This window comes from Pseudomonas sp. P7758, from assembly GCF_013386485.1.
Lineage (GTDB): Bacteria > Pseudomonadota > Gammaproteobacteria > Pseudomonadales > Pseudomonadaceae > Aquipseudomonas.
This window is the reverse complement of record NZ_JACARS010000043.1, coordinates 1-24,949: the sequence shown is the minus strand read 5'-3', so window position 1 is coordinate 24,949 and position 24,949 is coordinate 1. Positions and strand designations below refer to the sequence as shown.

23 protein-coding genes are annotated in these 24,949 nt (G+C 62.5%); 10 read left to right on the top strand and 13 right to left on the bottom strand.

What is annotated here, in order from left to right; genetic code table 11:
* The first annotated feature begins 139 nt into the window (after positions 1-139).
* From HX873_RS09835 to HX873_RS32075, 3 genes are read left to right on the top strand one after another with little or no spacing between them, the layout of a single operon-like run.
* Complete coding sequence (locus HX873_RS09835) at positions 140-298, top strand: hypothetical protein (protein WP_003219684.1); 159 nt, start codon at positions 140-142, stop codon at positions 296-298.
* Between the two features lie 4 nt (positions 299-302).
* Positions 303-941 (top strand): helix-turn-helix domain-containing protein, encoded by a 639-nt coding sequence (locus tag HX873_RS09830; RefSeq protein ID WP_008436005.1) that lies wholly within the window; start codon positions 303-305, stop codon positions 939-941.
* 60 nt (positions 942-1,001) lie between these two features.
* Positions 1,002-1,523, top strand: coding sequence for a hypothetical protein (locus HX873_RS32075; protein WP_008436008.1), 522 nt, complete (start codon positions 1,002-1,004; stop codon positions 1,521-1,523).
* Positions 1,524-1,785: 262 nt separating this feature from the next.
* Here HX873_RS32075 and HX873_RS09820 read toward each other — a convergent pair whose 3' ends face one another.
* On the bottom strand, positions 1,786-3,114 hold the full coding sequence (locus tag HX873_RS09820; RefSeq protein WP_003219678.1) for an LLM class flavin-dependent oxidoreductase: 1,329 nt from the start codon (positions 3,112-3,114) through the stop codon (positions 1,786-1,788).
* A gap of 74 nt (positions 3,115-3,188) precedes the next feature.
* Positions 3,189-3,713: a MarR family winged helix-turn-helix transcriptional regulator gene (locus tag HX873_RS09815; RefSeq protein WP_003219677.1), complete on the bottom strand. Its 525-nt coding sequence runs from the start codon at positions 3,711-3,713 to the stop codon at positions 3,189-3,191.
* A gap of 120 nt (positions 3,714-3,833) precedes the next feature.
* Between HX873_RS09815 and HX873_RS09810 the strand changes: the two genes are divergently transcribed.
* Positions 3,834-4,634: an SDR family oxidoreductase gene (locus HX873_RS09810; protein ID WP_008436011.1), complete on the top strand. Its 801-nt coding sequence runs from the start codon at positions 3,834-3,836 to the stop codon at positions 4,632-4,634.
* 14 nt (positions 4,635-4,648) lie between these two features.
* Here the strand turns inward: HX873_RS09810 and HX873_RS09805 are convergent, their stop codons facing one another.
* Both HX873_RS09805 and HX873_RS09800 read right to left on the bottom strand, forming a co-directional pair.
* A complete protein-coding gene (locus tag HX873_RS09805) occupies positions 4,649-4,903 on the bottom strand; it encodes a hypothetical protein (protein WP_003219674.1) in 255 nt (84 codons plus the stop codon).
* 86 nt (positions 4,904-4,989) lie between these two features.
* Complete coding sequence (locus HX873_RS09800) at positions 4,990-5,295, bottom strand: putative quinol monooxygenase (RefSeq protein ID WP_003219672.1); 306 nt, start codon at positions 5,293-5,295, stop codon at positions 4,990-4,992.
* Between the two features lie 152 nt (positions 5,296-5,447).
* Here HX873_RS09800 and HX873_RS09795 point away from each other — a divergent pair, with 152 nt between their 5' ends.
* Positions 5,448-7,163, top strand: coding sequence for an amidase (locus tag HX873_RS09795; protein ID WP_008436013.1), 1,716 nt, complete (start codon positions 5,448-5,450; stop codon positions 7,161-7,163).
* Here HX873_RS09795 and HX873_RS09790 read toward each other — a convergent pair.
* From HX873_RS09790 to HX873_RS09780, 3 genes are all read right to left on the bottom strand, one after another.
* Complete coding sequence (locus tag HX873_RS09790) at positions 7,154-7,429, bottom strand: hypothetical protein (protein WP_008436022.1); 276 nt, start codon at positions 7,427-7,429, stop codon at positions 7,154-7,156. The genes HX873_RS09795 and HX873_RS09790 overlap by 10 nt on opposite strands.
* A gap of 139 nt (positions 7,430-7,568) precedes the next feature.
* Positions 7,569-9,719, bottom strand: a complete 2,151-nt coding sequence (locus tag HX873_RS09785; RefSeq protein ID WP_023658949.1) for a phosphocholine-specific phospholipase C — start codon at positions 9,717-9,719, stop codon at positions 7,569-7,571.
* Between the two features lie 54 nt (positions 9,720-9,773).
* Entirely contained in the window at positions 9,774-10,985 is a 1,212-nt protein-coding gene (locus tag HX873_RS09780; RefSeq protein WP_003219663.1) for a DNA-binding transcriptional regulator, read from the bottom strand.
* Positions 10,986-11,138: 153 nt separating this feature from the next.
* On the opposite strand from HX873_RS09780, the gene xylA reads away from it, so the two are divergent.
* The 4 genes from xylA to HX873_RS09760 all read left to right on the top strand — a co-directional run bounded on the left by xylA (position 11,139) and on the right by HX873_RS09760 (position 16,279).
* The gene (gene xylA, locus HX873_RS09775; RefSeq protein ID WP_003219661.1) at positions 11,139-12,455 is read left to right on the top strand and encodes a xylose isomerase; all 1,317 of its coding nucleotides are present in this window, start codon (positions 11,139-11,141) and stop codon (positions 12,453-12,455) included.
* Positions 12,456-12,512: 57 nt separating this feature from the next.
* Positions 12,513-13,514 carry a D-xylose ABC transporter substrate-binding protein gene (gene xylF / locus HX873_RS09770; RefSeq protein ID WP_003219660.1) on the top strand — a complete coding sequence of 334 codons (1,002 nt, stop codon included), beginning with the start codon at positions 12,513-12,515 and terminating at the stop codon, positions 13,512-13,514.
* A gap of 68 nt (positions 13,515-13,582) precedes the next feature.
* Positions 13,583-15,142: a D-xylose ABC transporter ATP-binding protein gene (gene xylG, locus HX873_RS09765; protein ID WP_134326919.1), complete on the top strand. Its 1,560-nt coding sequence runs from the start codon at positions 13,583-13,585 to the stop codon at positions 15,140-15,142.
* Positions 15,143-16,279 carry a sugar ABC transporter permease gene (locus HX873_RS09760; RefSeq protein WP_003219656.1) on the top strand — a complete coding sequence of 379 codons (1,137 nt, stop codon included), beginning with the start codon at positions 15,143-15,145 and terminating at the stop codon, positions 16,277-16,279.
* A 312-nt stretch (positions 16,280-16,591) separates the two neighbouring features.
* Here HX873_RS09760 and HX873_RS09755 read toward each other — a convergent pair whose 3' ends face one another.
* From HX873_RS09755 to HX873_RS09735, 5 genes are all read right to left on the bottom strand, one after another.
* Positions 16,592-18,178 carry a GMC family oxidoreductase gene (locus HX873_RS09755; RefSeq protein ID WP_177122622.1) on the bottom strand — a complete coding sequence of 529 codons (1,587 nt, stop codon included), beginning with the start codon at positions 18,176-18,178 and terminating at the stop codon, positions 16,592-16,594.
* Positions 18,179-18,227: 49 nt separating this feature from the next.
* A complete protein-coding gene (locus HX873_RS09750; protein ID WP_177122621.1) occupies positions 18,228-19,109 on the bottom strand; it encodes a sugar phosphate isomerase/epimerase in 882 nt (293 codons plus the stop codon).
* Positions 19,093-20,133, bottom strand: a complete 1,041-nt coding sequence (locus HX873_RS09745) for a glycoside hydrolase family 3 N-terminal domain-containing protein (protein WP_102605571.1) — start codon at positions 20,131-20,133, stop codon at positions 19,093-19,095. Before HX873_RS09745 ends, HX873_RS09750 begins: the two co-directional genes overlap by 17 nt.
* Complete coding sequence (locus tag HX873_RS09740; RefSeq protein ID WP_177019765.1) at positions 20,120-21,151, bottom strand: glycoside hydrolase family 3 N-terminal domain-containing protein; 1,032 nt, start codon at positions 21,149-21,151, stop codon at positions 20,120-20,122. The genes HX873_RS09745 and HX873_RS09740 overlap by 14 nt, the downstream gene beginning before the upstream one ends.
* Before the next feature lie 64 nt (positions 21,152-21,215).
* On the bottom strand, positions 21,216-22,382 hold the full coding sequence (locus tag HX873_RS09735) for a Gfo/Idh/MocA family protein (protein ID WP_177122620.1): 1,167 nt from the start codon (positions 22,380-22,382) through the stop codon (positions 21,216-21,218).
* 439 nt (positions 22,383-22,821) lie between these two features.
* Here HX873_RS09735 and HX873_RS09730 point away from each other — a divergent pair, with 439 nt between their 5' ends.
* Positions 22,822-23,688 carry a helix-turn-helix transcriptional regulator gene (locus tag HX873_RS09730; protein WP_032899479.1) on the top strand — a complete coding sequence of 289 codons (867 nt, stop codon included), beginning with the start codon at positions 22,822-22,824 and terminating at the stop codon, positions 23,686-23,688.
* On the opposite strand, the gene HX873_RS09725 is transcribed toward HX873_RS09730, so the two are convergent.
* On the bottom strand, positions 23,679-24,770 hold the full coding sequence (locus HX873_RS09725) for a thiamine pyrophosphate-dependent enzyme (RefSeq protein WP_177122619.1): 1,092 nt from the start codon (positions 24,768-24,770) through the stop codon (positions 23,679-23,681). The genes HX873_RS09730 and HX873_RS09725 overlap by 10 nt on opposite strands.
* Between the last annotated feature and the right edge of the window lie 179 nt (positions 24,771-24,949).

The following is a 24,949-nucleotide window of genomic DNA, read 5'->3' as shown; positions in this document are numbered from 1 at the left end:
CGGCGGGTCACCATTGATGAACGCACAGGCCCCCATCGGCGTTAAGTCCAAAATAGAATTACCAAATGCAAACTCAGTATTTATGGAAATAAGCGGCACCGATTACTGTAGAGCCATTGAGTCCCCAGAGATTTACGTCATGCAAACATCCGCCACCGTCATCGATTTCACCCTCCACCGCAAACGCCGCCAGGCTCGCGCAGCGGCTGAACTGATGTGGGCGATGTATGCGGCACGGGCCGGGGTCGCGCTGTTCACCGCACACGTCACCACGTCCAGCGATACCCGCCGGGCGTGAGGCGATGAATTTCCTGCACGCGATACCCGAAGTGCCCGACCTCCCCACCAAACCCAAGGACTGCAACAGCGGCGACGATGACGCCATCGGCCAGTGCGTCGCGCAGAACTTGCAGCGCCTGCGCAGTAAACGCTACCTGTCGCTGGATGCCCTGGCGCGCAACTGCGGCGTAAGCCGGGCGATGCTCGCGCAGATCGAGTCCGGGCGCAGCGTGCCGTCGATCAAGGTGCTGTGCAAGATCGCCAAAGGCTTGAAAGTGTCGGTGGCGGCGTTCCTGGAAAATCGAGCGTTCGAAGGGGTTGAGCTGCTGCCGGCGCAACAGAGCAAACGCCTGGTGAGCGCCGATGGCAGCTTCATCAGCCGGGCGCTGTTTCCCTACGATATGGCGCGCCAGTCGGAGTTCTACGAGATACGCCTGAAGGCCCTCGGCGAGGAGATTTCAGAAGGTCACGGGCCCGGGATCCAGGAAAACCTGGTGGTGGCCCAGGGCGTGCTGGAAGTCAGCGTCAACGAGGAACGCTACCTGCTGTCCACCGGTGATTCGATCCTGTTCTACGCCGACCAGCCCCACCGCTACCGCAACCCCGCAGACAGTGAGGCGGTGGCGTTCCTGGTGATCACCTACCCGGAACGCCTGGACTGAAACGCAAAAAGCCCCGGCACACGCCGGGGCTTTTTGATTTCACGCCAAACCAATCAGCAGGTGCAGCACATCATCGGCATGCCGTTGCAGCTCATCATCATCGGCATGGCGCAGTCGTTCATCATCTTCATCATCAGCATGCAGCAGTTGTTCATCATGTCCATGCTCATGCCAGGCATCGGCATCATCTTGCAGGTCATGCAGTCGGCTTCCATCTTGCATTCCATGACGCACTTCATCATCGGCATAGGCATGCCCATCGGCATCATCATCGGCATGTTCATGGCCGACATGCTGTTCATCATCGCCATGCCGTCTTCAGACATGCACATCATCGACATGTTGGCGCACTGCATCATCATCGGCATGCCGCAGTTCATCATCATCGCCATCATTTCGGCGTTATTCTTGAACATCGCCATGTCCATGCCCGCGGCCGGCTTCATGGTGCACATCATGGCCTCGTCGGTCATCTTGCAGGTCATGGTTGCCATCATCATCGGCATGCCCATCATCGGCATCATCGGCATCGCGTTGTTCATTGGCATCTGCATGGCGTTCATCATCTTCGAAACTCCGTAATCGACAGGAAATGAGTAAGTTCTGGGGCCGATTCTAGAGAGGCCGCACAACGGCGCAAGACGCTGGCCCAGCAGCAGGAATAGACGCTGCATGGGGATTTCCCGGGGCGCGGCAGCGGATAATTCCGCGATGACAGATGCTTTGGCGTGATCACGCCGGCCGGCTCCGCTATCAGGGCCAAACCGGCGCGATGGATATGCGATTGGGGAATGGCCCCCAATCAGAAGGAAATAAACGATCTAACCACGGTAGAAATACCCGCTCATTCGGCGAAGAAGCGGTTCGCCGGACGCGGCAGTCCGAGGTTTTCCCGCAGGGTAGAGCCTTCGTACTCGCGCCGGAAGATCCCGCGCCCCTGCAACTCGGGCACCACCCTGGCCACAAAGTCATCGAGCCCGCCCGGCAGCCACGGGAACATGATGTTGAAGCCATCGCTGCCCTCTTCTTCCAGCCACTGCTGCATCTCATCGGCAATACTGTGGGCGGTGCCGACAAACGAGAGACCTGCATAACCGCCAAGACGCTGGGCCAATTGGCGCACCGTCAACTGTTCGCGATCAGCCAGCGCCAGTACCCGTTCGCGGGAGCTCTGGCTGGCGTTGGTTTGGGGAATCGCCGGGAGGTATTGGTCGGGATCAAACTTCGTCGCGTCGGTACCCAGCGCGATCGACAGCGAGGCAATCGCACTTTCGTAATGCACCAGGCTGTCGAGATGCGCACGAATCCGCCGCGCATCTTCCAGCGTATCGCCGACCACCACAAACGCCCCGGGCAAGATCTTCAGATGGTCGGGATGCCGCCCCACCGCCAGCATCCGGCGCTTGATATCGGCATAGAATTTACGCCCTTCCTCGAGCGTGCCGGGCGCCACGAAGATCACCTCGGCGGTTTCTGCCGCCAATTGCCGGCCGGGCTCCGAGGCGCCGGCCTGCACGATCACCGGCCAGCCCTGCACCGGGCGGGCAATGTGCAGCGGGCCGCGCACATTGAGGTAGCGGCCCTGGTGATTGAGGGTGTGCAGCTTGTCGGGGTCGAAGTACACACCGCTGTCGGCATCGCGGATGAAGGCATCATCGGCCCAACTGTCCCAGAGCCCGGTGACCACATCGTAGAACTCCCGCGCACGGGCGTAGCGCTCGTCGTGGGCATAGGCCTGCTCCAGGCCGAAATTCTGCGCCGCATCCGGGTTGGCAGTGGTGACGATATTCCAGCCGGCGCGGCCGTTGCTCAGGTGATCCAGGGACGCGAAGCGCCGGGCAATGTGGAACGGTTCGTCGTAGGTGGTCGAGGCCGTGGCTACCAGGCCGATGTGCTCGGTGGCCTGGCTCAGGGCCGACAATAAGGTGAACGGTTCGAAGGAGGTGGCGGTGTGGCTGCGCTTCAACGCGTCGATGGGCATGTTGAGCAGGGCCAGGTGGTCGGCCATGAAGAACGCATCGAAACGCGCTTTCTCCAGGGTCTGGGCAAACTGCTTGAGGTGCGTGAAGTTGAAGTTGGCGTCACGGTAAGCGCCGGGATAGCGCCAGGCGCCGGTGTGGATGCTGACCGGACGCATGAACGCGCCCAGCTTCAGTTGGCGTTGAGTGGTCATGGAAAGCCCCTGATCGAGAGGGGCCCAGCATCGGATGGGCGAACGGCGTCTGTCTAATAACCAAAGGATCTGGCTTATGCCTGCGCGGATCGGCTGTTGTAGTCCGCCAGAAATTCTTCGGAGGCGACATGGTCTGCCATGCCCCGCAGCTGCGCGGCCGAATCATGCCCCAGCACCTCCTCTACCCGGTTATTGGCGGCCGCCCAGTACACCAGCGCCTCACTGAACAGGGCTTCGCCCTTGGGCGTGAGCACGCAGCGTTTGGTGCGCTTGTCCAGGGCATCCGGGCGCAGCTCGACAATCCCGTCGCGCACCAGCGGCTTCATCGCATGGGTCAGCGCCGACATCAGGATCGCCAGGCGTCCGGCCAGCTCCTGCAACGTCGGCCCTGCCTGCTCATCCACCGCCGCCCACCGGGCGATTTCACCCAGCAAGCCGACCTGCGTAGCCTTCAGGCCAATCGGCGCCAGCGCTTCGTCATACAGTTGGCCCAGCCGCCGGGCGGCACGGCGCAGTGCGTTGTTGGTGCACGCCACGTCCCCCAGCAGGCTCAAAAGGTCGGCGCGGGCATCAGGCTTGTCAGTCTTGTGTGTTGGCATTTTCAGATCCTCCATGCCGGTAGAATGATTGAGTACTAAACCATTGACAAGGACAAACGCCAAGCCTATAACTTGAGCCCTCAACAATATTGGTTGAGTACTCATCTATTGGAGCCGTTCATGTCGATCCCTGCTTCCACAAAAATTGCCCTGATCACGGGTGCTTCTTCAGGTATTGGCGCCGTGTATGCCGACCGATTGGCAGCCCGTGGCTACGACTTGATCCTGGTCGCCCGTCGTGAAGACCGCCTCGAAGCACTGGCGGCGAAGATCACTCAAGCCTACGGGCGCGAGGTCCAGACCATCGGCGCCGACCTGGTAAACCCCGCGGACCTGGCCCGTGTTGAAAGCCTGCTCGCCGGCAACCCGGCGATCCAGGTGCTGGTGAATAACGCCGGCCTGGCCCGCCTGCATCCGCTGGCTCAATCCTCGGTCGAGGATTCCACGACCCAGATCGCCCTGAACATCACCGCCCTCACCCGCCTGACCCACGCGGCGCTGCCGGGCATGCTGGTGCGCAATGAAGGCTTGATCATCAACGTGGCATCGGTGTTGGGCGTGCACTCGCTGCCGGTCAGCTCGGTGTACAGCGGCACCAAGAGCTATGTCCTGGCATTCAGCCGTGGCTTGCAATCGGAACTGGCGGAAACCGGGGTGAAGGTGCAGATCGTGTTGCCGGCAGCCACCGCTACCGAGATCTGGGACGCGTCGGGCATTCCGCTTTCCGCCCTGCAACAGGAGTCGGTCATGACCACCGAAAACCTGGTGGACGCGGCACTGGCCGGGCTGGATCAGGGTGAGACGATCACCTGGCCGTCGGTGGCCGATGGTTCGTTGTGGGAGACCTATGATGCGGCGCGTGGTGCGTTGTTTGCGGCCACGCAAACAGGCAAGCCGGCGCCCCGGTATGGGATCGTCTGAGGCGCCAGCCGGCTTTATTGAATACCGATGGAAATACGCCGCACAGTCTGCTCCTCACGGGGCAGGCTGATGTCGCCTTCGTAGGTGCACTCGCGGCCGGTGCAGCTGTTTTCCACGGTCACCGGCGCAAGGCTTTTGACCGGAAAGCGCGGTTTGGGCTCAGCCTGCGGCGTGAGCGGTACAGCGCTGAGGACAGGTGCCTCGTAGGTCAGGTCCAGGCTGGACGCGTGGGCCTGGGTGGCCAGAACGGCGAGCAGTGCGCTCGCCATGACAGTCCTTGTAAACAACATCGAAATCTTTCCGGGCAGCAAAAAATGAAGGGGCAATGATAACCCCTTGAGCTGGCGGGTTGAAGTCAACGTGCCTGGACGGCAGGTTCCAGCACCAATACGTTGGAGGGGCCCGCACGGAATGTCGGGTTGTGCTTCGCGGCTTCCAGCATGTGCGGCGCTGCGTGGTGATCCTTGAGCGCCGCCTTTGAAGCCCACGTCTCGATCAACACAAAACTGTCGCTGTTGCCCTCGACCGGATGCAGGTCGTACTGGATACAACCGGCTTCGGCCCGGACCAGCGGAGCGAGCCCGGCAAAGGCCGCCAACTGGTCCGCACCCCGGCCAGGCTGGGTATTGATGATGACGACAAGCCGCACTTCATCGGACATAAACAGCACCGTTATCGATAAGGAAATTGAGGCGCCACAGTAAGGGATGCCATTCTCTGGCGCTATGAAAAATCTATCAGTAAGCTACTTTCACTGATTGGATTGAGTCAGCACTCAAGCCCTCCCCCTTTTCTGCACCCGGCGATAACCACGTGATCGAAGTAACCGAAGTTTCCATTGCCCAGCTGCGCACTGCGCTCGAATCCGGCCAGACCACGGCGGTTGAACTGGTCGAGGCTTACCTCGCCAGGATCGACGCCTACGACGCCCCCACGACTGCCACCGCGCTCAACGCGGTGGTGGTGCGCAACCCGCAAGCGCTGGAGGAAGCCCGGGCATCCGACGCACGCCGGGCCAGCGGCACAACCCTGGGCCCGCTCGACGGCATTCCCTACACAGCCAAGGACAGCTACCTGGTCAAGGGCCTCACCGCCGCTTCCGGCAGCCCGGCTTTCGCGAACCTGGTTGCCTACCGCGATGCGTTCACCATCGAGCGACTGCGGGCAACAGGCGCCATTTGCCTGGGCAAGACCAACATGCCGCCGATGGCCAACGGCGGCATGCAGCGCGGCGTATATGGCCGGGCCGAGAGCCCGTACAACGCCGACTACCTCACCGCACCGTTCGCCTCGGGCTCCTCCAACGGCGCCGGCACGGCCACTGCGGCGAGCTTCGCGGCGTTTGGCCTGGCGGAAGAGACCTGGTCCAGCGGGCGCGGCCCGGCGTCCAACAATGGCCTGTGTGCCTACACCCCGTCCCGTGGCGTGATCTCGGTGCGCGGCAACTGGCCGCTGACCCCGACCATGGACGTGGTCGTGCCTTACGCCCGGACCATGGCCGACCTGCTTGAAGTGCTCGACGTCGTGGTCGCAGAAGACCCCGACACACGCGGCGACCTGTGGCGGATGCAACCCTGGGTGCCGATCCCCGGCGTCGCCTCGGTACGCCCGCAATCCTACGCAGACCTGGCCGCGACCGGCGATGCACTCGCCGGCAAACGCTTCGGCGTGCCGCGCATGTACATCAACGCCGACCCCGAGGCAGGCACCAGCGACGCCCCGGGAATCGGCGGCCCTACTGGCCAGCCAATCAAAACCCGGGCCTCGGTGATCGAGCTCTGGGAAGCTGCGCGCAAGGCACTTGAAGCCGCCGGCGCAGAAGTGGTCGAGGTGGATTTCCCGCTGGTCTCCAATTGCGAAGGCGATCGCCCGGGCGCACCGAAAGTGTTTACCCGAGGCCTGGTGTCCAAGGAATTCCTCCACGATGAATTGTGGGAACTGTCGGCCTGGGCGTTCGATGATTTCCTGCGGGCCAACGGCGACCCTGCGCTGAACCGCCTGGCGGATGTCGACGGCCCGAAGATCTTCCCCCACGACCCCGGCACCCTGCCCAACCGCGAAGACGACCTGGCCGCCGGCATGGACGAATACGTGCGCATGGCCGAGCGCGGCATCACGCCGTGGGACAGGATCAGCACCGTGCCCGACGGCCTGCGCGGCCTGGAACAGACACGACGCATCGACCTTGAAGACTGGATGGATAACCTGGGGCTGGATGCGGTGATTTTTCCGACAGTTGCCGACGTAGGTCCGGCGGATGCGGATGTGAATCCCGCGTCGGCGGATATCGCCTGGAGCAACGGAGTGTGGGTCGCCAACGGCAACCTCGCCATCCGCCATTTGGGCGTGCCGACAGTGACGGTGCCCATGGGCGTCATGGCCGACATCGGCATGCCGGTGGGGCTGACATTTGCCGGCCGGGCGTATGACGATTCGGCGCTGCTGCGATTGGCATCGGCCTATGAGTCGACGGGAAGCAAGCGCCTGGTGCCGCCGCGCACGCCGGCGCTGGTGGCTCGTCAGGACTGATTGATTTCGCTGCTGATCTTGCGCATCAACCGATCGGCTTCCGACCCGGGTTCAAATCGAAAGCCACGCATCTCATCGAGGAGCAGGCAATCGCTGATGGCCTCCCAAAGTTGCTCCTGGGTCGGCTTGTTGCGCAACAGTATGTATGAAAGCAGCAGGCGTTCGATGGGAACGCCTCGAATACAGGCCGTTTCAATGATTGCCAGCAGGATAAAGCGCAGTCGAACTTCCCGCTCCGTGGGCCAAACCGTTTTTCGCTTACCCAATGCCGGGCCTCAGTGTCAGGAAAAGCGTGAGGCTATGGCCCAGAGGGGTGGCGTTTCAAGCGCTGCATGGGGAGAAAGCCCTGCTCCTACACAAAACAGGGAAAAAGCCCACGAAATCACCCCGCAGATCAACAGCCTTTCACACACGCTTGCCCATCAACGGATCACTGATGCTATGCGCCCCCGTCTCGATCCGCCCCGCCACCCGCCGAACCCAGCCATGCTCGTCACGTAGCTTGAAGTCATACCAGCCCCCATTCGGCTGGCAGGAGAACGTTCGTTGCACGGTACTGCCGCCCGCAATCTCCAGCAGCCACGGCCCCTGCCTGGTGTAAGGGCAACGCTCGATGGTGATTGAGGCCGCACGCTTGCCGGGGTTGACCAGGGTCAGCAGCAAGGTGTCACCGTGATACGCCAGGGATAACTCCGGCTCGCGACGCTGCAGGTGGCCCTTGAACGAACGGTGGAACCCATTCGGCCCCAACAGCCAGAGCTTGTAGGCGCCCGCGACTTGCCAGGTGTCACTGAGGTGTTTGCCGGCTTCCACCGTGTAGCGGCGCGGTACCTCGTCCAGGTGCAGGCGGTCGTAGACGTGGAAGACCACGCCCTGTTCGCCATTGTTGAAGAAGTCCAGGCTCACCGAACTGGCGCGACGGTCAACCGAGCCTTCAACGTTCAACTGGTACGGCAGCGCCCGGGATGGCCGCGCCATTCGCGCCTGGAACGGCGCCTGTTGCTGGCCCACCGTCGGCAGGGCGACCTGGGGCAGTTGCTCCTGGCGTTGACGCAGAGAGTCGGCGGCCTGGCGGCTGATGGTGTGCAGCGGTGGCAGGGTCTCGGTGTTGGGGTTGACGAAGTTGAAGGCCGAGGTGAGGTCGCCGCACACCGCCCGGCGCCAGGCGCTGATATTGGGTTCGCGCACGTGGAAACGCTTCTCCAGAAATTGCAGCACGGAGGTGTGATCAAACGCCTGGGAATTGACCCAGCCACCACGGCTCCACGGCGACAGCACCAGCATCGGCACTCGCGGCCCGGGGCCGTACACCCCGCCGTCCGGCGCGGGTTGCTGGCTAGAGCCGGGCGGTGCCGGGTGGGTGAAGATCTCGCTGTCGAACTTCACCGTGGACTTGCCGGCAAAGCTGCCATCCAGGCGCTTGGACGGGGCTGACGGCGACGGCACGTGGTCGAAGAAACCGTCGTTTTCATCGTAGTTGACCAGCAGCACCGTCTTGCTCCACACGTCCGGGTTGGCGGTCAGTGCCTTGAGGATTTCCTGGGTGAACCAGCCGCCTTGCACCGGGCTGGAAGGCCCGGGGTGTTCGGAGTAATCGGCCGGCGCCACCAGCCAGCTCACCTGTGGCAGGCGCCCGTCGTTCACGTCCTTGCGAAAGCCCTGGATGATCGATTCCAGGTCGCTGCCGCTGACCGCCGGCAGGGTGTTGCCATTGCCTTTGTACAACGGCACGCGGGCGTTCAGTTGATCGCTGTAGGGCACAAAATCCTTGAAGTCTTTCGGTGGCACGGCGGGGTTGCCGGCCGCGACGCTGGCCGCACGAAACTGGCGAAACCCGGCCAAGGGGTTGTCGCCAAAGTTATCCGGCAGGTACTGGTAAACCTTCCAGCTCACACCCGCTTCTTCCAGGCGCTCGGGATAGGTTTTCCAGGTGTAGCCCACGCCCACCGCGCCGGGGCCGTCCCATTCGTTGACCACCGCCGCCACATTCGCACCGGTCGGGCCGTTGGTGCCGGTCCAGTGGAACAGCCGATTGGGATTGGTACCTGCGTGTACCGAACAGTGGTAGGCGTCGCACAGGGTAAAGGTGTTGGCCAGGGCGAACTGGAACGGCACTTCCTGCTCACGGTAGTAACCCATCGAGGTGGGTGTCTTGAACGTTGGCCAGGCGTTCATCCGGCCGCTGCTCCAGGCGGCGTGCTCGTCGACCCAGGAATGCGGCGTGCCGCTGACCCGCTGCGCGTTGCCACGGGAGCTGTCCAGGTGATAGGGCAGGATCCGCCGCCCAACGCCCTGCTGCTCCCACACCCGGTGCCCGCCCGGCAGTGGAATGGTGAAGCGGTCACTGAACCCGCGCACACCCGGCAAGGTGCCGAAGTAGTGATCGAAGGAGCGGTTTTCCTGCATCAGGATCACCACATGCTCGACGTCCATCAGGGTGCCGGTGCGGTTGTTGGCGGGGATCGCCAGGGCCTGGCGAATGGAGTCGGGCAACAGGGTGTAGGCGGATCCGATGGCAGCTGCTTGCAACAACGTTCTGCGTGTAAGAGTCGGCATAAGACGATTCAATCCCTTGAAGTTCTGGAGCGAAGCTCAGGACAAAATAGGGACTCAAGGCGACAAAGAAATGACATCGCTCGAATCGCGCTCGACCTGCCCTACCTGGTACTCCCTCGGCGTACACCCGAACTCGCGCTTGAACACCGTGTGCAGGTACTGCGCGGATTTGAACCCGCAGTCATAGGCAATATCCGCAATCGCGGCCCTGGTATTTTCCAGGCTGGAAACCGCAGCCGCGAGTTTGAAGCGCAGGATTTCATCGTGGACGCTGCGGTTCAGTTCACTGCGAAAATGCGCTTCCAGGGACGACCGCGACACGCCGACGTAGTTGGCGACCTGGGCGGTCTTGATGCCCTGGCAGGCGTACTGGCGAATGAAATGCAGCGCCTGCATCACGTAGGGATGGCCGAGGGGTTGGTGCAGGCTTGAGGTCTGCACGTTGACCGCTTCCGGCGGCACCAGGATCTGGCTGCCTGCCGAAGGCATGCCGTGCAGCATCTGGTGCAGCAGGCGCGCGGCGGTGCGGCCCATTTTTTCAGTGCCCTGGATCACCGAGCTCAGCGGCACGCGGGTCAGGGTGCGGGTCAAGGGGTCGTTGTCGATGCCGATCAGTGCCACTTGCTCCGGCACCGGGATGCCGGCGGTGAGGCAGGCCTGCAGCAACTGGCGGGCTCGGGCGTCGCTGACCGCGATGATGCCGATGGGTTTGGGCAGGCTGTGCAACCAGGCAATTTGTTGCTCCACCGCCGAGTCCCACAGCGGCGCGCTGGTGCCGAGCCCGCGATACACCTCCACCGGCAAGCCATCGCGCTCCAGCAGGCGGCGGAAGGCTTTTTCGCGCTCCTGGGCCCAACGGTTGATATCGGCTTCAGGCAGGCTGAAACAGGCAAAGCGCGTCAGCCCGGCTTCGATCAGGTGTTCATAGGCCAGCTTGATCAAAGCAAAATTGTCAGTGGCCACATACGGAGTATGCCGTGGGTAAGCCCGCTCATCCTCATAAGACCCGCCCACCGCCACCACCGGCACATGCACACCCGCCAACGCGGGGCCCATCGCCGGGTCGTCGAAGTCGGCAATGATCCCGTCGCCATGCCAGCGCTCGATACCCTTGAGCCGGCAGACGAAGTCCTCTTCCAGGAACAGATCCCACGACACCCGCGTACTGCTCAGGTAGTTGCCGATCCCGGTGATGATGCCGCGATCGTAGATCTTGTTGCCATTGAACAGCAGGGCAATCCGGTGCACAGGCGGGACAGTTTTCACAGGGGCGGCTCCATGCGATATGTCGAGCCACTATGCGCGTAAAACCACTCAAAATCGAACCCTGCTCTGGTGATTTTCATAATCGGTTGGCCGGGGGCCGTTGCTAGTATCGAGGCAAGGTTAACGAGCACTCATAACAACAAGGATCTGGCGATGCCCTACTTTCCCGCGGTCGAAAAAATCCTCTATGAAGGCCCCGATAGCGACTCTCCCCTGGCCTTCCGGCACTACGATGCAAACAAGCTGATCCTCGGCAAACCGATGCGCGAGCACCTGCGGATGGCCGCGTGTTACTGGCACAACTTCGTCTGGCCCGGCAGTGACATGTTCGGCTCCGGCACCTTCCAGCGGCCCTGGCAGCAACCGGGGGAAGCCCTGCAAGTGGCACGCGGCAAGGCCGAAGCGGCGTTCGAGTTTTTCTCCAAGCTGGGCATCGACTACTACAGCTTCCACGACACCGACGTGGCCCCCGAAGGCGCAAGCCTGGCCGAGTACCGCGACAACTTTGCGCGGATGGTCGACCAGCTCGAAGGCCATCAGGAACAGACCGGTATCCGGCTGCTGTGGGGCACTGCCAACTGCTTCAGCAACCCGCGCTTTGCCGCCGGCGCCGCCAGTAACCCGAACCCGGAAGTGTTTGCCTATGCGGCGGCCCAGGTGTTCAGCGCGATGAATGCCACCCACCGTCTCAAGGGCTCCAGCTATGTGTTGTGGGGCGGCCGCGAAGGCTACGAGACCCTGCTCAATACCGACCTCAAGCGCGAGCGCGAGCAACTCGGGCGGTTCATGCGCATGGTGGTCGAGCACAAATACAAGATCGGCTTCACCGGCGAGCTGTTTATCGAGCCCAAGCCACAGGAGCCCACCAAGCACCAATACGACTACGACAGCGCCACCGTGTTTGGCTTCCTGCATCAGTTCGGCCTGGAGAAAGAGATCAAGGTCAACATCGAGGCCAACCACGCCACCCTCGCCGGCCACAGCTTTCACCATGAGATCGCCACCGCCGCATCCCTGGGAATTTTCGGCAGCATCGACGCCAACCGTGGCGACCCGCAGAACGGCTGGGACACCGACCAGTTCCCCAACAGCGTCGAGGAGCTGACCCTGGTCACCTACGAGGTACTCAAGGCCGGTGGCTTCAAGGGAGGCGGCTACAACTTCGACTCCAAGGTACGCCGCCAAAGCCTCGACGAAGTGGACCTGTTCCATGGCCACGTGGCCGCAATGGACGTGCTGGCGCTGTCACTGGAACGCGCCGCCGCCATGGTGCAGAACGACGCCCTCGAACAATTCAAGGCCCAGCGTTATGCCGGCTGGGACCAATCCTTCGGGCGTGCCGTGCTTGGCGGCGACTTCAGCCTGGCGTCGCTGGCCGAGCATGCCTTCAGCCACCAACTGAACCCACAAGCTGTGAGTGGCCGCCAGGAGATGCTCGAAGGCGTAGTGAATCGCTTTATCTACCCATGACCGCTACGCTCCAGGTCCAGCAGTGCGTCTAAACAACAATAAAAGGGACTCACCATCATGAAACACCTGAAAACTGTCTTACTCACCAGCGTTCTGGCACTGCTTTCCAATTCGGTCATGGCCGACGCGGCCCATCCGAAAATCGGCTTTTCCATCGACGACCTGCGCCTTGAACGCTGGGCCCGCGACCGCGATTATTTCACCGCCGCCGCCGAACAACTGGGGGCCAAGGTCTATGTGCAGTCGGCGGACGCCAACGAACAGCGGCAGATCTCGCAGATCGAAAACCTGATCTCCCGGGGTGTCGACGTGATTGTGATCGTGCCGTTCAATGCCACGGTGCTGAACAACGTGGTGGCCGAGGCCAAGAAAGCCGGGGTGAAAGTACTGTCCTACGACCGGCTGATTTTGAATGCCGATATCGACGCCTACATCTCCTTCGATAACGAAAAGGTCGGCGAGATGCAGGCCCAGGGCGTGTTGAACGCGCAGCCTAAAGGCAATTACTTCCTGCTGGGCGGCGCACCTACCGACAACAACGCGAAGATCCTGCGCCAGGGCCAGATGAAGGTGCTGCAGCCTTCGATCGACAAGGGCGACATCAAGATTGTCGGCCAGCAATGGGTCAAGGAATGGAACCCCACCGAAGCCCTGAGCATTGTCGAAAACGCCCTGACCGCCAACAGCAACAAGATCGACGGCATCGTCGCCTCCAACGACGCCACCGCCGGCGGCGCGATCCAGGCCCTGGCGGCACAAAAACTCGCGGGCAAGGTGCCGGTCTCGGGCCAGGATGCCGACCTGGCCGCGATCAAGCGCGTGATCGCCGGCACCCAGACCATGACCGTCTACAAGCCCCTGAAGCTGCTGGCGTCCGAGGCGGCCAAGCTCTCGGTGCAACTGGTGCGTGACGAGAAACCGGCCTACAACTCGCAGTACGACAACGGCAGCAAACAGGTGTCGAGCATCCTGCTCAAGCCGACCGCGTTGACCAAGGACAACGTCAACGTGCTGGAAGAAGACGGGTTCTACACCAAAGCGCAAATCGCCGGGCAGTAAGCGTACGGCTCACTGCAGGGGCGGTTTGAGGCCGCTCCTGCCTTTTCGCTGTGGAATGAGTGCCCGCCATGTCCGACTACCTGCTGGAAATGAACAACATCGTCAAGACCTTCGGTGGCGTCAAAGCCCTGAATGGCATCGACATCAAGGTAAAACCCGGGGAATGCGTAGGGTTGTGCGGCGAGAACGGCGCCGGCAAATCGACCCTGATGAAAGTGCTGTCGGCGGTGTATCCCCATGGCACCTGGGACGGCGAAATCCTTTGGGACGGCCAGCCGTTGCGCGCCCACTCCATCGCCGAAACCGAAGCCTGCGGCATCGTGATCATCCATCAGGAACTGACCCTGGTACCCGACCTCTCGGTGGCCGAAAACATCTTCATGGGCCACGAGCTGACACTGCCCGGCGGGCGCATGAACTACCCCGCCATGATGCACCGTGCCGAAGCCCTGATGCGCGAGCTGAAAGTGCCGGACATGAACGTCGCCCTGCCCGTTTCGCAATACGGCGGCGGCTACCAGCAACTGGTGGAAATCGCCAAGGCCCTGAACAAGCAGGCGCGCCTGCTGATCCTCGACGAACCCTCCTCGGCGCTGACCCGCTCGGAAATCGAGGTGCTGCTGGACATCATCCGTGGGCTCAAGGCCAAGGGCGTCGCCTGCGTGTACATCTCCCACAAGCTCGATGAGGTCTCGGCCATCTGCGACACCATCGCGGTGATCCGCGACGGCAAACACATCGCGACCACGGCCATGGCCGAGATGGACGTGTCGCGCATCATCACGCAGATGGTCGGCCGTGAGATGAGCAACCTCTACCCCACCGAACCCCATGCGGTCGGCGAGGTGCTGTTCGAGGCGCGCAACGTCACCTGCTACGACGTCGACAACCCGGGCCGCAAGCGGGTGGACAATGTCTCGTTCAGCCTGCGCCGTGGCGAAATCCTCGGCATCGCCGGGCTGGTGGGCGCCGGCCGCACGGAACTGGTGTCGGCGCTGTTCGGCAGCTACCCCGGGCGCTACCAAGGCGAGGTGTGGCTGGATGGCAAACCGATTGATACACGCACGCCGCTGAAGTCGATTCGCGCCGGGCTGTGCATGGTCCCGGAAGACCGCAAGCGCCAGGGCATCGTCCCGGACCTGGGCGTTGGGCAAAACATCACCCTGGCGGTGCTGGACCGTTTCTCGCACCTGACGCGCATCGATGCCGAGGCGGAACTGGGCAGCGTCGAACAGGAAATCAAGCGCATGCACCTGAAGACGGCGAACCCGTTCCTGCCGATCACCAGCCTCTCCGGCGGCAACCAGCAAAAGGCCGTATTGGCCAAGATGCTCCTGACCAAACCCCGGGTGCTGATCCTCGACGAACCGACCCGTGGCGTGGACGTGGGCGCCAAATATGAGATCTACAAATTGATGGGCGCGCTGGCGGCCGAAGGCGTGTCGATCATCATGGTGTCTTCGGAGCTGGCCGAGGTGCTGGGGGTCTCCGACCGGGTGCTGGTGATCGGCGAGGGCCAGTTGCGCGGCGACTTCATCAACCAGGGCCTGACCCAGGAACAGGTGCTCGCCGCCGCCCTCAGCCAACCGAACGGGCATGACAATAATAATGATCGGAAATCCGCGTAAATGAACCAGGTCAAACAGCTCTTCACCCGCTACAAAATGCTCGCCCTGTTGATCGCCGTGGTGCTGATCTGGGTGTTTTTCAGCTGGCAGACCGAAGGCGGTTTCCTGACCCCGCGCAACCTGTCGAACCTGCTGCGGCAGATGTCCATTACCGGCATCCTGGCCTGCGGCATGGTGCTGGTGATCATCAGCGGCGAGATCGACCTGTCGGTGGGCTCGATGCTCGGTTTGCTCGGCGGCGTCGCGGCGATCCTGGATGTGGTTTATCACATTCCCCTGCCGCTGAACCTGGCCATCGTCGCCCTCTGTGGCTTGCTGATTGGCCTGGGCAACGGCTACATGACCGCGTACCTGCGCATCCCCTCCTTCATCGTCGGCCTGGGCGGCATGCTCGCGTTTCGCGGGGTGCTGCTGGGCATTACCGGCGGCACCACGATTGCACCGGTTTCGCCACAACTGGTGTACATCGGCCAGGGTTACCTGCCGACGGTGGTCGGGGTGATTCTCGGCGTGTTGCTGTTCGGGCTGGCGATATTCCTGACCTGGCGCCAACGCCACAACCGCGCCCTGCACGGCTTGGCGCTGCCGTCGATGCTGCGCGACAGCGTGCGCGTGGTGTTGATCGGTTTTGTGCTGGCCGGCTTCGTCTACACCCTCAACAGCTACGACGGCATTCCCGTGCCGGTGCTGCTTCTGCTGGTGCTGCTGGGGGTGTTCAGTTACGTCACCAGCCAGACCGTCTTTGGCCGGCGCATCTACTCGGTGGGCAGCAACATGGAAGCCACGCGCCTGTCGGGGATCAACGTGCAGGCGGTCAAGCTGTGGATCTTCGGGATCATGGGCGTGATGTGCGCCCTTGCCGGGCTGGTCAACACCGCGCGCCTGGCGGCGGGTTCACCTTCGGCGGGCAACATGGGCGAACTGGACGCTATCGCGGCGTGCTTTATCGGCGGTACTTCAATGCGCGGCGGTTCGGGCACGGTGTACGGCGCCCTGCTCGGCGCACTGGTGATCAGCAGCCTGGACAACGGCATGTCGATGCTGGATGTGGACAGCTACTGGCAGATGATCGTCAAGGGCAGCATCCTGGTGCTGGCGGTGTGGGTGGATGTGAGTACACGGACGGGGCGCCGTTGAGATTTGGGCAATGGCATGGAGCTTGCTCTTGACCAGCAGGCGGCCGATATCGGCCTCGACTTGAGCAGAAACGACCCACGAGGCACATGCCATGCACAGTTTGTTCTTTGCAACCGCTCAGATGATCAACGGCCGCGTACAGTCCGTTGATTCCATGGACAAACATCCGGACCCTAGGGCAATGCCCCTTGAACTGCAGGCAAAGCTTGGCATCGCCCTTGGGCTGCTGGCCCTCGGCAGCTGTTTCGCGCTGTGGTTGATCGGCGCCTGAGCCTGCCCCAAAAAGAGGCTGGTGTTACCGCCCGGGCAACTCTATCGGGCGATCCGGATCATGTCGGCAGCTTTTTCGCCGATCATGATGCACACCGAGTTGGGGTTGCCTGAAATCAGGGTCGGCATGATCGACGCATCGGCCACCCGCAGCCCTTCGATGCCATGCACCTTGAGGTCCGGCCCCACCACCGCCCGCTCATCCACACCCATGCGACAGGTGCCGGATGGATGCAGTGCGGCGTGGGCTTCCTGATGGCAAAACCGCTTCATCGCTTCGCGCGAGCGCACGGTGGGTTCCGGTACATGCCGACGAGCCACGTAGGGTTTGAAGGCCGCCTGGGCCATGATCTGTTCGCCCACCAGGCAACCGTCCACCAGGCTTTCAATGTCGTACGGATCGGAAAAGTAGTTGGGCACGATGCGCGGCGGGGACATCGGGTCGGCGGAGTAAAGCTCCACATAGCCCCTGGACCTTGGCCGTATCTGCCCCAGGTTCAACGTGCAGCCATTGCCGCCGGGCACCGAATCCACGCCCTCCTCGATGCCCGCGCCCACCACCATGAAATACTGGATATCCGGGTGCACCGCCGTCTTGTCGCCCCACCAGAACGCCCCGCCTTCAATCAGGTTGGACGCCGCCGGGCCTTGCCGGAACAACGCGTACTGCAACCCCGCCATAAGCTTCCACCACGGTTTTTTGTACTTGTCGTAGCTGTGGGGGCCAGTCAGCTCATACACCAGTGAGATTTCGATATGGTCCTGCAGGTTCTGCCCCACACCGGGCGAATCCTGAACCACTTTGATCCCGTGTTTTTCCAGCTGCTCAGCGGGCCCGATCCCCGACAACATCAGCAACCGGGGTGAGTTGATGGCGCCGCAGGACAGGATGATTTCCTTGTCGGCGTGCATCACCTGGCGCACGCCCTTCTCCAGGTATTCGATGCCGACGGCCTTGTTGCCCTGCATCAGGATACGCAGCACCCGGCAGCCGGTCTTCACCGTCAGGTTCTTGCGCGACTTGGCCGGCGCCAGGTAGGCCACGGCGGCACTGCTGCGAAAGCCGTTTTTGGCGGTGATCTGGTACAGCCCGCAGCCCTCGGGCTGGCCCGAGTTGAAGTCTTCGTTATAGGGCAATCCAAACTGCTGGCAGGCCCGCAGCCAGACTTTGGTCAAGGGGTGGATATTGATCGGGTCCGACACCCCCAACGGCCCGCCGACACCGTGCACCTCGTTGCAGAACCGCTCGTTGTCCTCGGCCTTTTTGAAGTACGGCAACACGTCTTTATACGACCACCCGGCGGCGCCCTGTTCGGCCCAACCGTCGTAGTCGGCGGGCACGCCACGGATATAAATCATCGCATTCACCGAGCTGCCGCCCCCGAGCACGCTGGCCTGGACCATGGTCGGCGTTTCGCTGCGGTGCTGGTCCTCGGTCGGCTCCCACGCATAACGCTTGAGCAGCGGGCCCTGGGCGGTCTTGTAGTAGGCGCCGGGAATATGGATGTAAGGGCTGCGATCCCGCGGGCCTTCCTCGAACAGCACCACCGACGCTCCCGCATCCTCACTCAGGCGCGATGCGACTGTGCAGCCCGTGGAGCCGCCCCCGATTACGATGAAATCCACCATGACAACCTCAGATCTTTTTAGTATTCAGCCAGTGTCGAAACGCGCGTTATCAACCGACCAGGCCGGTTAACAGCGTCTTCAATTGTTGGGCGACGGCGTAGCTGTTTTGCTGCTGCTGTTTTTTGCAGAACAACTCACAACTCCACCACCCGGCGTAACCGGTGGCCTTTACCGCGGCGGTCCACTCGACCAGGTCGAGCACGCCGCTGCCGGTGGGCACATCGCGCAGCACTTCCTCATTCGGGATACCGCCTTCGAAGGCCAGTGAGTCGCAGACATGCACGCCGTAGATCACGTCCTTGTCGAGCCGGGCGACGTCCGCAGGGGTCACGCCGCTGGTAAAGCAATGCCAATAGTCGATCACCATCTTCACGTTGCTGCGCCCGGTGAGTTCAATCAGCTGCAGTTGGTGATCCAGGGTGTTGAGTGGCGTCCAGGACAAGGCTTCGAGGTAGAGCAGCAGACCGTATTGCCTGGCCACATCGGCCAACTCCGCCAGGTTGCTTGCCGTGCGGGCGTACTGTTCGGCTTGATCCAGGCCCAGCAAGCCTGAGTAATGCAGGCTCTTGCCGGTCGCCTGAAAATCAATCACCGCCTGTACATTGATCGGACCGGTGAGGACTTGCACGCCTTTGGCGCCCACCAGATTGGCCAGCTCAAATAGCCGCCGGGCTTCTTTGAACAGGTCGTCACGCTCGTCACCCTGACGTTCGATATCCCGCAGGTAGCCGATGCCGGTGACAGGCACGTCGTTGAGCAGTGCTTGAAGCTCTGACTCGGTATAGCCGGCCTGCAGATACGCCTCCAGCTTGCCGCTGTTGATCTCCAGCGCGTCAAAACCCAGCGTCCGGGCGATGTCGATATCCATCGCCAGGGTCGAGTGTTTCGCAACGGTGGAATGCAGGGCGAGGACGTTATTTTGGGTTGCCATATGGCGCTCCTACGGTTGAACAGCGATCAGCCAAGGCACCAACGGCCAACGCCGCGGCGTCCAGCCGCGCTTGGGGCAAGAGGCCCTCGGCGACGGCGGCGACAATCGCCCGAACGATCTGCGGTACGTGGGGCATAGCCTTTGCGGAAATCAGTAATAAGTCGGCCCCGGCATTCAGCGCGGCCACTGCGACCTCGCCGAGGGACATCTGGCCGATGGTTGAGCGGTGATCGAGGTCGATGGTCATGACCAGCCCCTTGAAGCCCAACTCCTGGCGCAACACGCCGATCAATTCAGGCGACACCGAGGCTGCCGTGGGCGGTGTGCATGCGGCGAATATCGCCGGACCCATCATCACCGCATCGGCGCCAGCGTCGATCCCGGCCTGAAACCCGGGCCAGAAGGCCCGCAGTTGCTGCATGGACTCGCTGACCACCGCCGTTTCAGTCGACGGCTGCTGAAACAGCACCGGGTGCCCGGGGAAGTGCTTCAGGGTGCTGGCCATCCCGGCCCGCCGCACGCCGCGCACATACGCACCGACCATCGCCGCCGTCTGGTGGACATCGCCCGACAGCGTGCGCCCCGCCAGCCACACATTACGGCCGCCGACCACATCCGCCGTCGGCGACAGCAGCAGGTTGACCCCGGTCGCCCGCGCGGCGGTGGCGACCTTGAAGCACGCCTGCTCCAGCGCCGCACAATCCATCGCCCGGGCCACATCGGGCTCCGGCAGCGCCGGGGTCACCCCTTGCAAGCGGTGCACGGCGGAGATGTCGGCATCGGCTGCCAGCAGCAGCGGCCCACCCAGTTCGGTGGCCGTGCCGGTAAAACGCTGCCAGATGTCCAGGGTTTCGGTTTGCAGGCGGCTGGCGCTCATTTTTCCGCTGACGTATTCCTCTCCCGTCTCGCCAAACAACAGGCTGCGCCCGCCATTGCCGAGGAACCGACGCACGTCATCCGTCATCTGCACGTCCAGCAATACCGGGAACAGCACGCCGTAGGCCTTGCGGTCATTCGCGCTCATGGCTGGTTTCCTGGGTGGCGATTGCCAGTTGACGGACCTTGGCAGCGGCGTCCAACAGAACCTGGCGGTCCAGGGTGCCTTCGTGGACGGCGGCGACAATCGCCTCGGCGATGCTGTCCAGGCCTGACTCGCTGGACACCAGCAACAGGTGCGCACCGGCCACCAGGGAGGCTACGGCGGTATCGGGGATGGTGTTGCCGCGCAGGATCGACACGGCGTCCAGGTCATCGGAAATGATCAGGCCTTCGAAGCCCAGGGTGTCACGCAGTACGCCGATGACCTTCGACGAGGTGGACGCCGACTGCTGCGCATCAATCGCAGGAAACACCGCCGGGCCAGGCATGACGGCTTTTACGCCGGTGGCGATGACCTGCTTGAACACTTCAAGATTGTCATGCAGCAATTCCAGCGGCCCCGGCACGGTGGCTTCGGCAATGGCCGGATCGTGCTCGGTGATGTAGTGCCCGGGGAAGTGCTTGGCAGTGGCGATCACACCCGCGCGCTGCACCCCGCGGATAAACGCGCAGGACACTCGGCTGACTTCCACTGGATCCGCGCCCAGGTGCCGGTTGTGCAGCCATGGATTGACGCCGGTGACCACGTCCACGATGGGCGCCAGGAACAGATTCACGCCCAGCCCGCGGGCCGCGGCGGCCATCTCGAAGCAACGTTGCTCGAGGTCCTCGGCGCCGAGGTCCTGGAGCTGCGCCCGGGTGGCGACCGCCGGGACCAGTTGGTGCAGGCGTTCGATTCCGCCGAGTTCCTGGTCTACCGCGATCAGCACCGCAGAGCCCGCCAGCGCCGTGGCTTCCTTGACGATACTGATGAAATCGGCTTTGGACTCGGCCGCCTTGCGCGCCGGGCTCATGCCTCGGCCCACGTATTCATCCCGGGTTTCCCCGAGCAACAGGGATACACCACCACGGCTCAGGTAACGGCGCACATTGTCGTCCAGGTGCAAATCCCCGAATGCGGGAAGCAGTACCGAATACGCAGCGCGATGCAGTTCGCTTGACATTGTTTTTCCTCAACAGCGTTTGGGTGAGTCGTTGGATGCGCAGCGGTGCCACGCATGAAATCAATTACCGCGGGAAAGGCACCCAGGCCCGCTGCTGGTGGGATTCGAGGCTGGCCTGGGACAACAACACCCCGCGCACGCCTGCGTGAATATCCGGCAACGGGACGCTGGTCGCTGTGCGCCATTGCGCCCCGGCGTCCAGGGCCTCGGCGAAGTCGGCGTACAGCACGGCCAGCGCTTCCAGATAACCTTCGGTATTGCCCGCCGGCAAGCTGGTGAACGTCAGCGTCTGCGGCCTGTTGTCGGACTGGCCTCGCCGATAGATGCGGTCTGCACCGTCAGTGGGCGTGAACAACAGGGTTTCCGGTGACTCCTGGCACCACTCGAGCGAAGCCAGGCTGCCGACGACCTTGAAGCGCAAGCCGTTGCGATGCCCGGGCGCGGCGAAACTGGCCCACAACAATCCATCCACGCCGCCGTCGAATTCCAGTTGCACCACGCAGGTATCGTCCAGGCCCCAACCCGGCACCACGCTGGTCAACTTGGCGTTGAGCTGGGTGCAGCGCTGCCCGGACAGAAACTCCAACAGGTTGAAGGCGTGGGTGCCGACGTCTCCCAGCGCGCCGGTGGGGCCGGCCTTTTGCGGGTCACCGCGCCACGCCAGGCTATTGCTCAAGCCGGACACGCCGGGGGCCAGCCACTCCAGCAGGTATTCGACGTACAGGAAGCGCAGCTCACCCAGCTCGCCGGCCTGGATTCGACTGCGGGCGTCCCTGACCATCGGGTAGCCCTGGTAGGTGTAGGTCAGCGCAAAAAATGTCCCGTGGCGCTCGGCAAGGTTCGCCAGCTCCCGGGCTTCGTCAGGGTGGTTGACCAGGGGCTTGTCGCAGATCACCGGGATGCCCGCCTCCAGGAACAACCGGCACGGTTCGAAGTGCAAGTGGTTGGGCGTCACGATAACCACCGCCTCGATCGGGTCGGGGCGGCGAGACTCGGCGGCCGCCATGTCCTCGAACGACAAGTAGATACGTTCGGGTTCAATAGTGAGCGCTGCGCCCGCCTCGCGGCATTTATCCGCGTCGGCAGAGAAAGCGCCGGCGACGATATCGAAGCGATTACACAGGCGCATCGCGGCGCGGTGGTAACTGGCGAAGTAAGCGCCCTGCCCGCCGCCGACCATGCCGACCTTGAGTCGCCTCTTTCCGGGAATGTCGCCGGTCAACCTTGCCATCGCCCAATCCTCCGCAAAAAGCATTGGCCCGAGTATCAGGGGTGACCGGTGTTTCCACCATTTCGCACCCTTGGCGATACCTGACGCGGACTGAAGCACTCCTGCGCAGCACGGGGTGTTACCCGTCGCTATCGAATGTGTTACTGGGCGGACCGCCACCGTCACGATTGACCCGTGAAAACCACAACGCACTGGCGCCGAACCTTCAGCAAAAGCGCTTACAATCTGACGCATTCAGTTATGCTCAAACTTCATGTTTGAACTTAAACAAACGGCATGAAAGATGCTTTGGTAATGATCGGAAGTTTCAAACGCTTAAACGGTTATTACGCTTATGCCCAAGGTTATTCGATAACCGCGCTATAACTTTAATAACTGGCGCCTTAACCCAGCCAAGTACATCGAGATAATAATGCCCAGCCGCCCGGACTCATCGCCCCTGTCATTAGCCGCCGCCACCTCCCACCCCGAGCGACAGCAGGCGCGCAGCGACTTGCAGGCCAATGTGCAAAAGAACCTGAGCACGCTGGTGGAGTCCTGCCGGTCGGTGGCCGACATGTGCCGCAAAGTTGATGTGAACCGCCAGCAGTTCAACAAGTACCTGGTGGGCCAGCACGTGCCGTCGCAGAAGATTCTGCAAAAGATCGGCCGCTATTTCATGATGGAAGCCGAAGACCTCTTCCGCCCGCCCGCCGAGTTCAAGAAGTTCTATGAAGGCTATGAAAACGAACTGCCGACCGGCTTGCGGGCTTCGGAGCAGTTCAATCATTTCCTGCCGCTGGCCAAGCAGTCGGCTGACGTGCTCGAAGACTATCTGGGGGTGTATTACCGCTACCACAATTCATCGATCTACAAGGGCCGGATCCTGCGTTCGGTCACCTGCCTGTACCGCGCCGACTCGATGGTGCAGTACGTCACCGTCGAGCGCTTTCCGCTGCGCGATGGCAGCGGCAAGATCGGGTATTCATTCACCTACCACGGGTTCTGCCTGCTGCTGGGCGATCGCCTGTTCATGGTGGATTTCGAAGGCAAGCAACGTAACGAAATGACGTTCTCGATCCTGACGCCGCAGCATCGTCGGCCGATCCGTTTTCTCTACGGGTTGGTGACGGGTGTGGCGTCGTCCTCGTTCCGCCAGCCCTTCTCCACGCGCATGGCGCTGGGACTGGTGGACAAGGGCAAGATCCGCAAGCATCACTTGCGCAATGCAACGGTGCTGTTGCCCAGCGACCAGTCGATCCCGCTGGACGTACGTGAATACATGACCGGCGACAACGCCACCATTGTCTGGGGCGGTCAGGACTGAGGGACCTGCAGGGGCTGGCGTGCCGTCATCATTTCAACCAGCGACGGGCCCTTGCTGTTGAGGGCTTTGACGAGGGTCGCGCTGAGTTGTGACGCGTGTTCCACGCGCCAGGCTTCAAGGCCGAAGTTTCGGGCGATGCCGGCGAAGTCCGGGGCATAGGGTTTGCCATCCGGCAGGTTGAATTCACCGGCCCGGTGCTGCTCGATGGGCGACGTCTGTACGTCGCCCAGGGCTTCGTCACCGTTGCTGTTGAAGACCAGGAATACCACCGGAATGCTGTGCATCACGCACACGGCCATCTCTTGCATCGACTGCAGGAAATCCCGGCTGCCCACGGCACAGACCACCTGGCGGGCGGGCATGGCGAGCTTGGCGCCGATAGCCGCCGGGACGGCCCAGCCGAGGGTGGCGGGGTTGCCGGCGCACAAGTGCCTGCCGGGGTAATGCACCGGGAACATCTTGCGGGCCATGGGCTGGGTGGGGCCGCTACCGATGACGAGAATGGCGTCGTTTTCCAGCACGGAGGATGAGGCGCGGCCTTCGCGCAGTACGCTGATTTTACGCGGGGTGGGTTGGGGTTCTGCACGCAGGGTGGCGGGTGGCAGGCTGGCGTTGGTGGAGGCGCCTTGGAGGGCGTCGTCAATGGACAGGCTGACAGGGCCGGGATGGGCGCTCAGCATGGTGTCGAAGGCTTGGCGCAGGGCTTGGGGTAGCTGTTGTAGTGTCGAAACCGTCGCGTGATCTTTCATGACGTTGGCGGCTATCGTTTCGGGCTGGGCGTTACTGATGACCAGCAGCGCGCAGGCGTCCTGGTGCGCGGTGGCGAGGGCTCCCAGGGCTGAGGGGATGCCCAGGGGGCCCGTGAGTACGACGGCCATGGGGCGACCGCACGCACGGTAGTAGCCGTCGGCGAGGTGCACGGCGCTGTGGGCCTGGATGACGTGGATAAAGGGGATGTCGGTGCCCGGGGTCAGCAGCGCTTCCACCAGGGCCCGGGCGCCGTCGCCCGGGGGCCCGGCTACGTAGTCGACACTGTTGGCCTTGAGTGCCTTGGCGATGATTTGGCCACCTGTGAATTTCACTCGATACTCCAGCGAATGCGCGGCGTCTGGGCCGGGATCAGGCTTGGAGTATTCGCCTGGTGCGGGGTGGGCTCAATTTCGCACCTTGGGTAAAAGAGACGCAGATTGACGCAGATATTGGGGCTCACTACAGCACAGCGGCCTACAGGCCGGCTTGAGTGTTAAAAGCCAAATCAAAA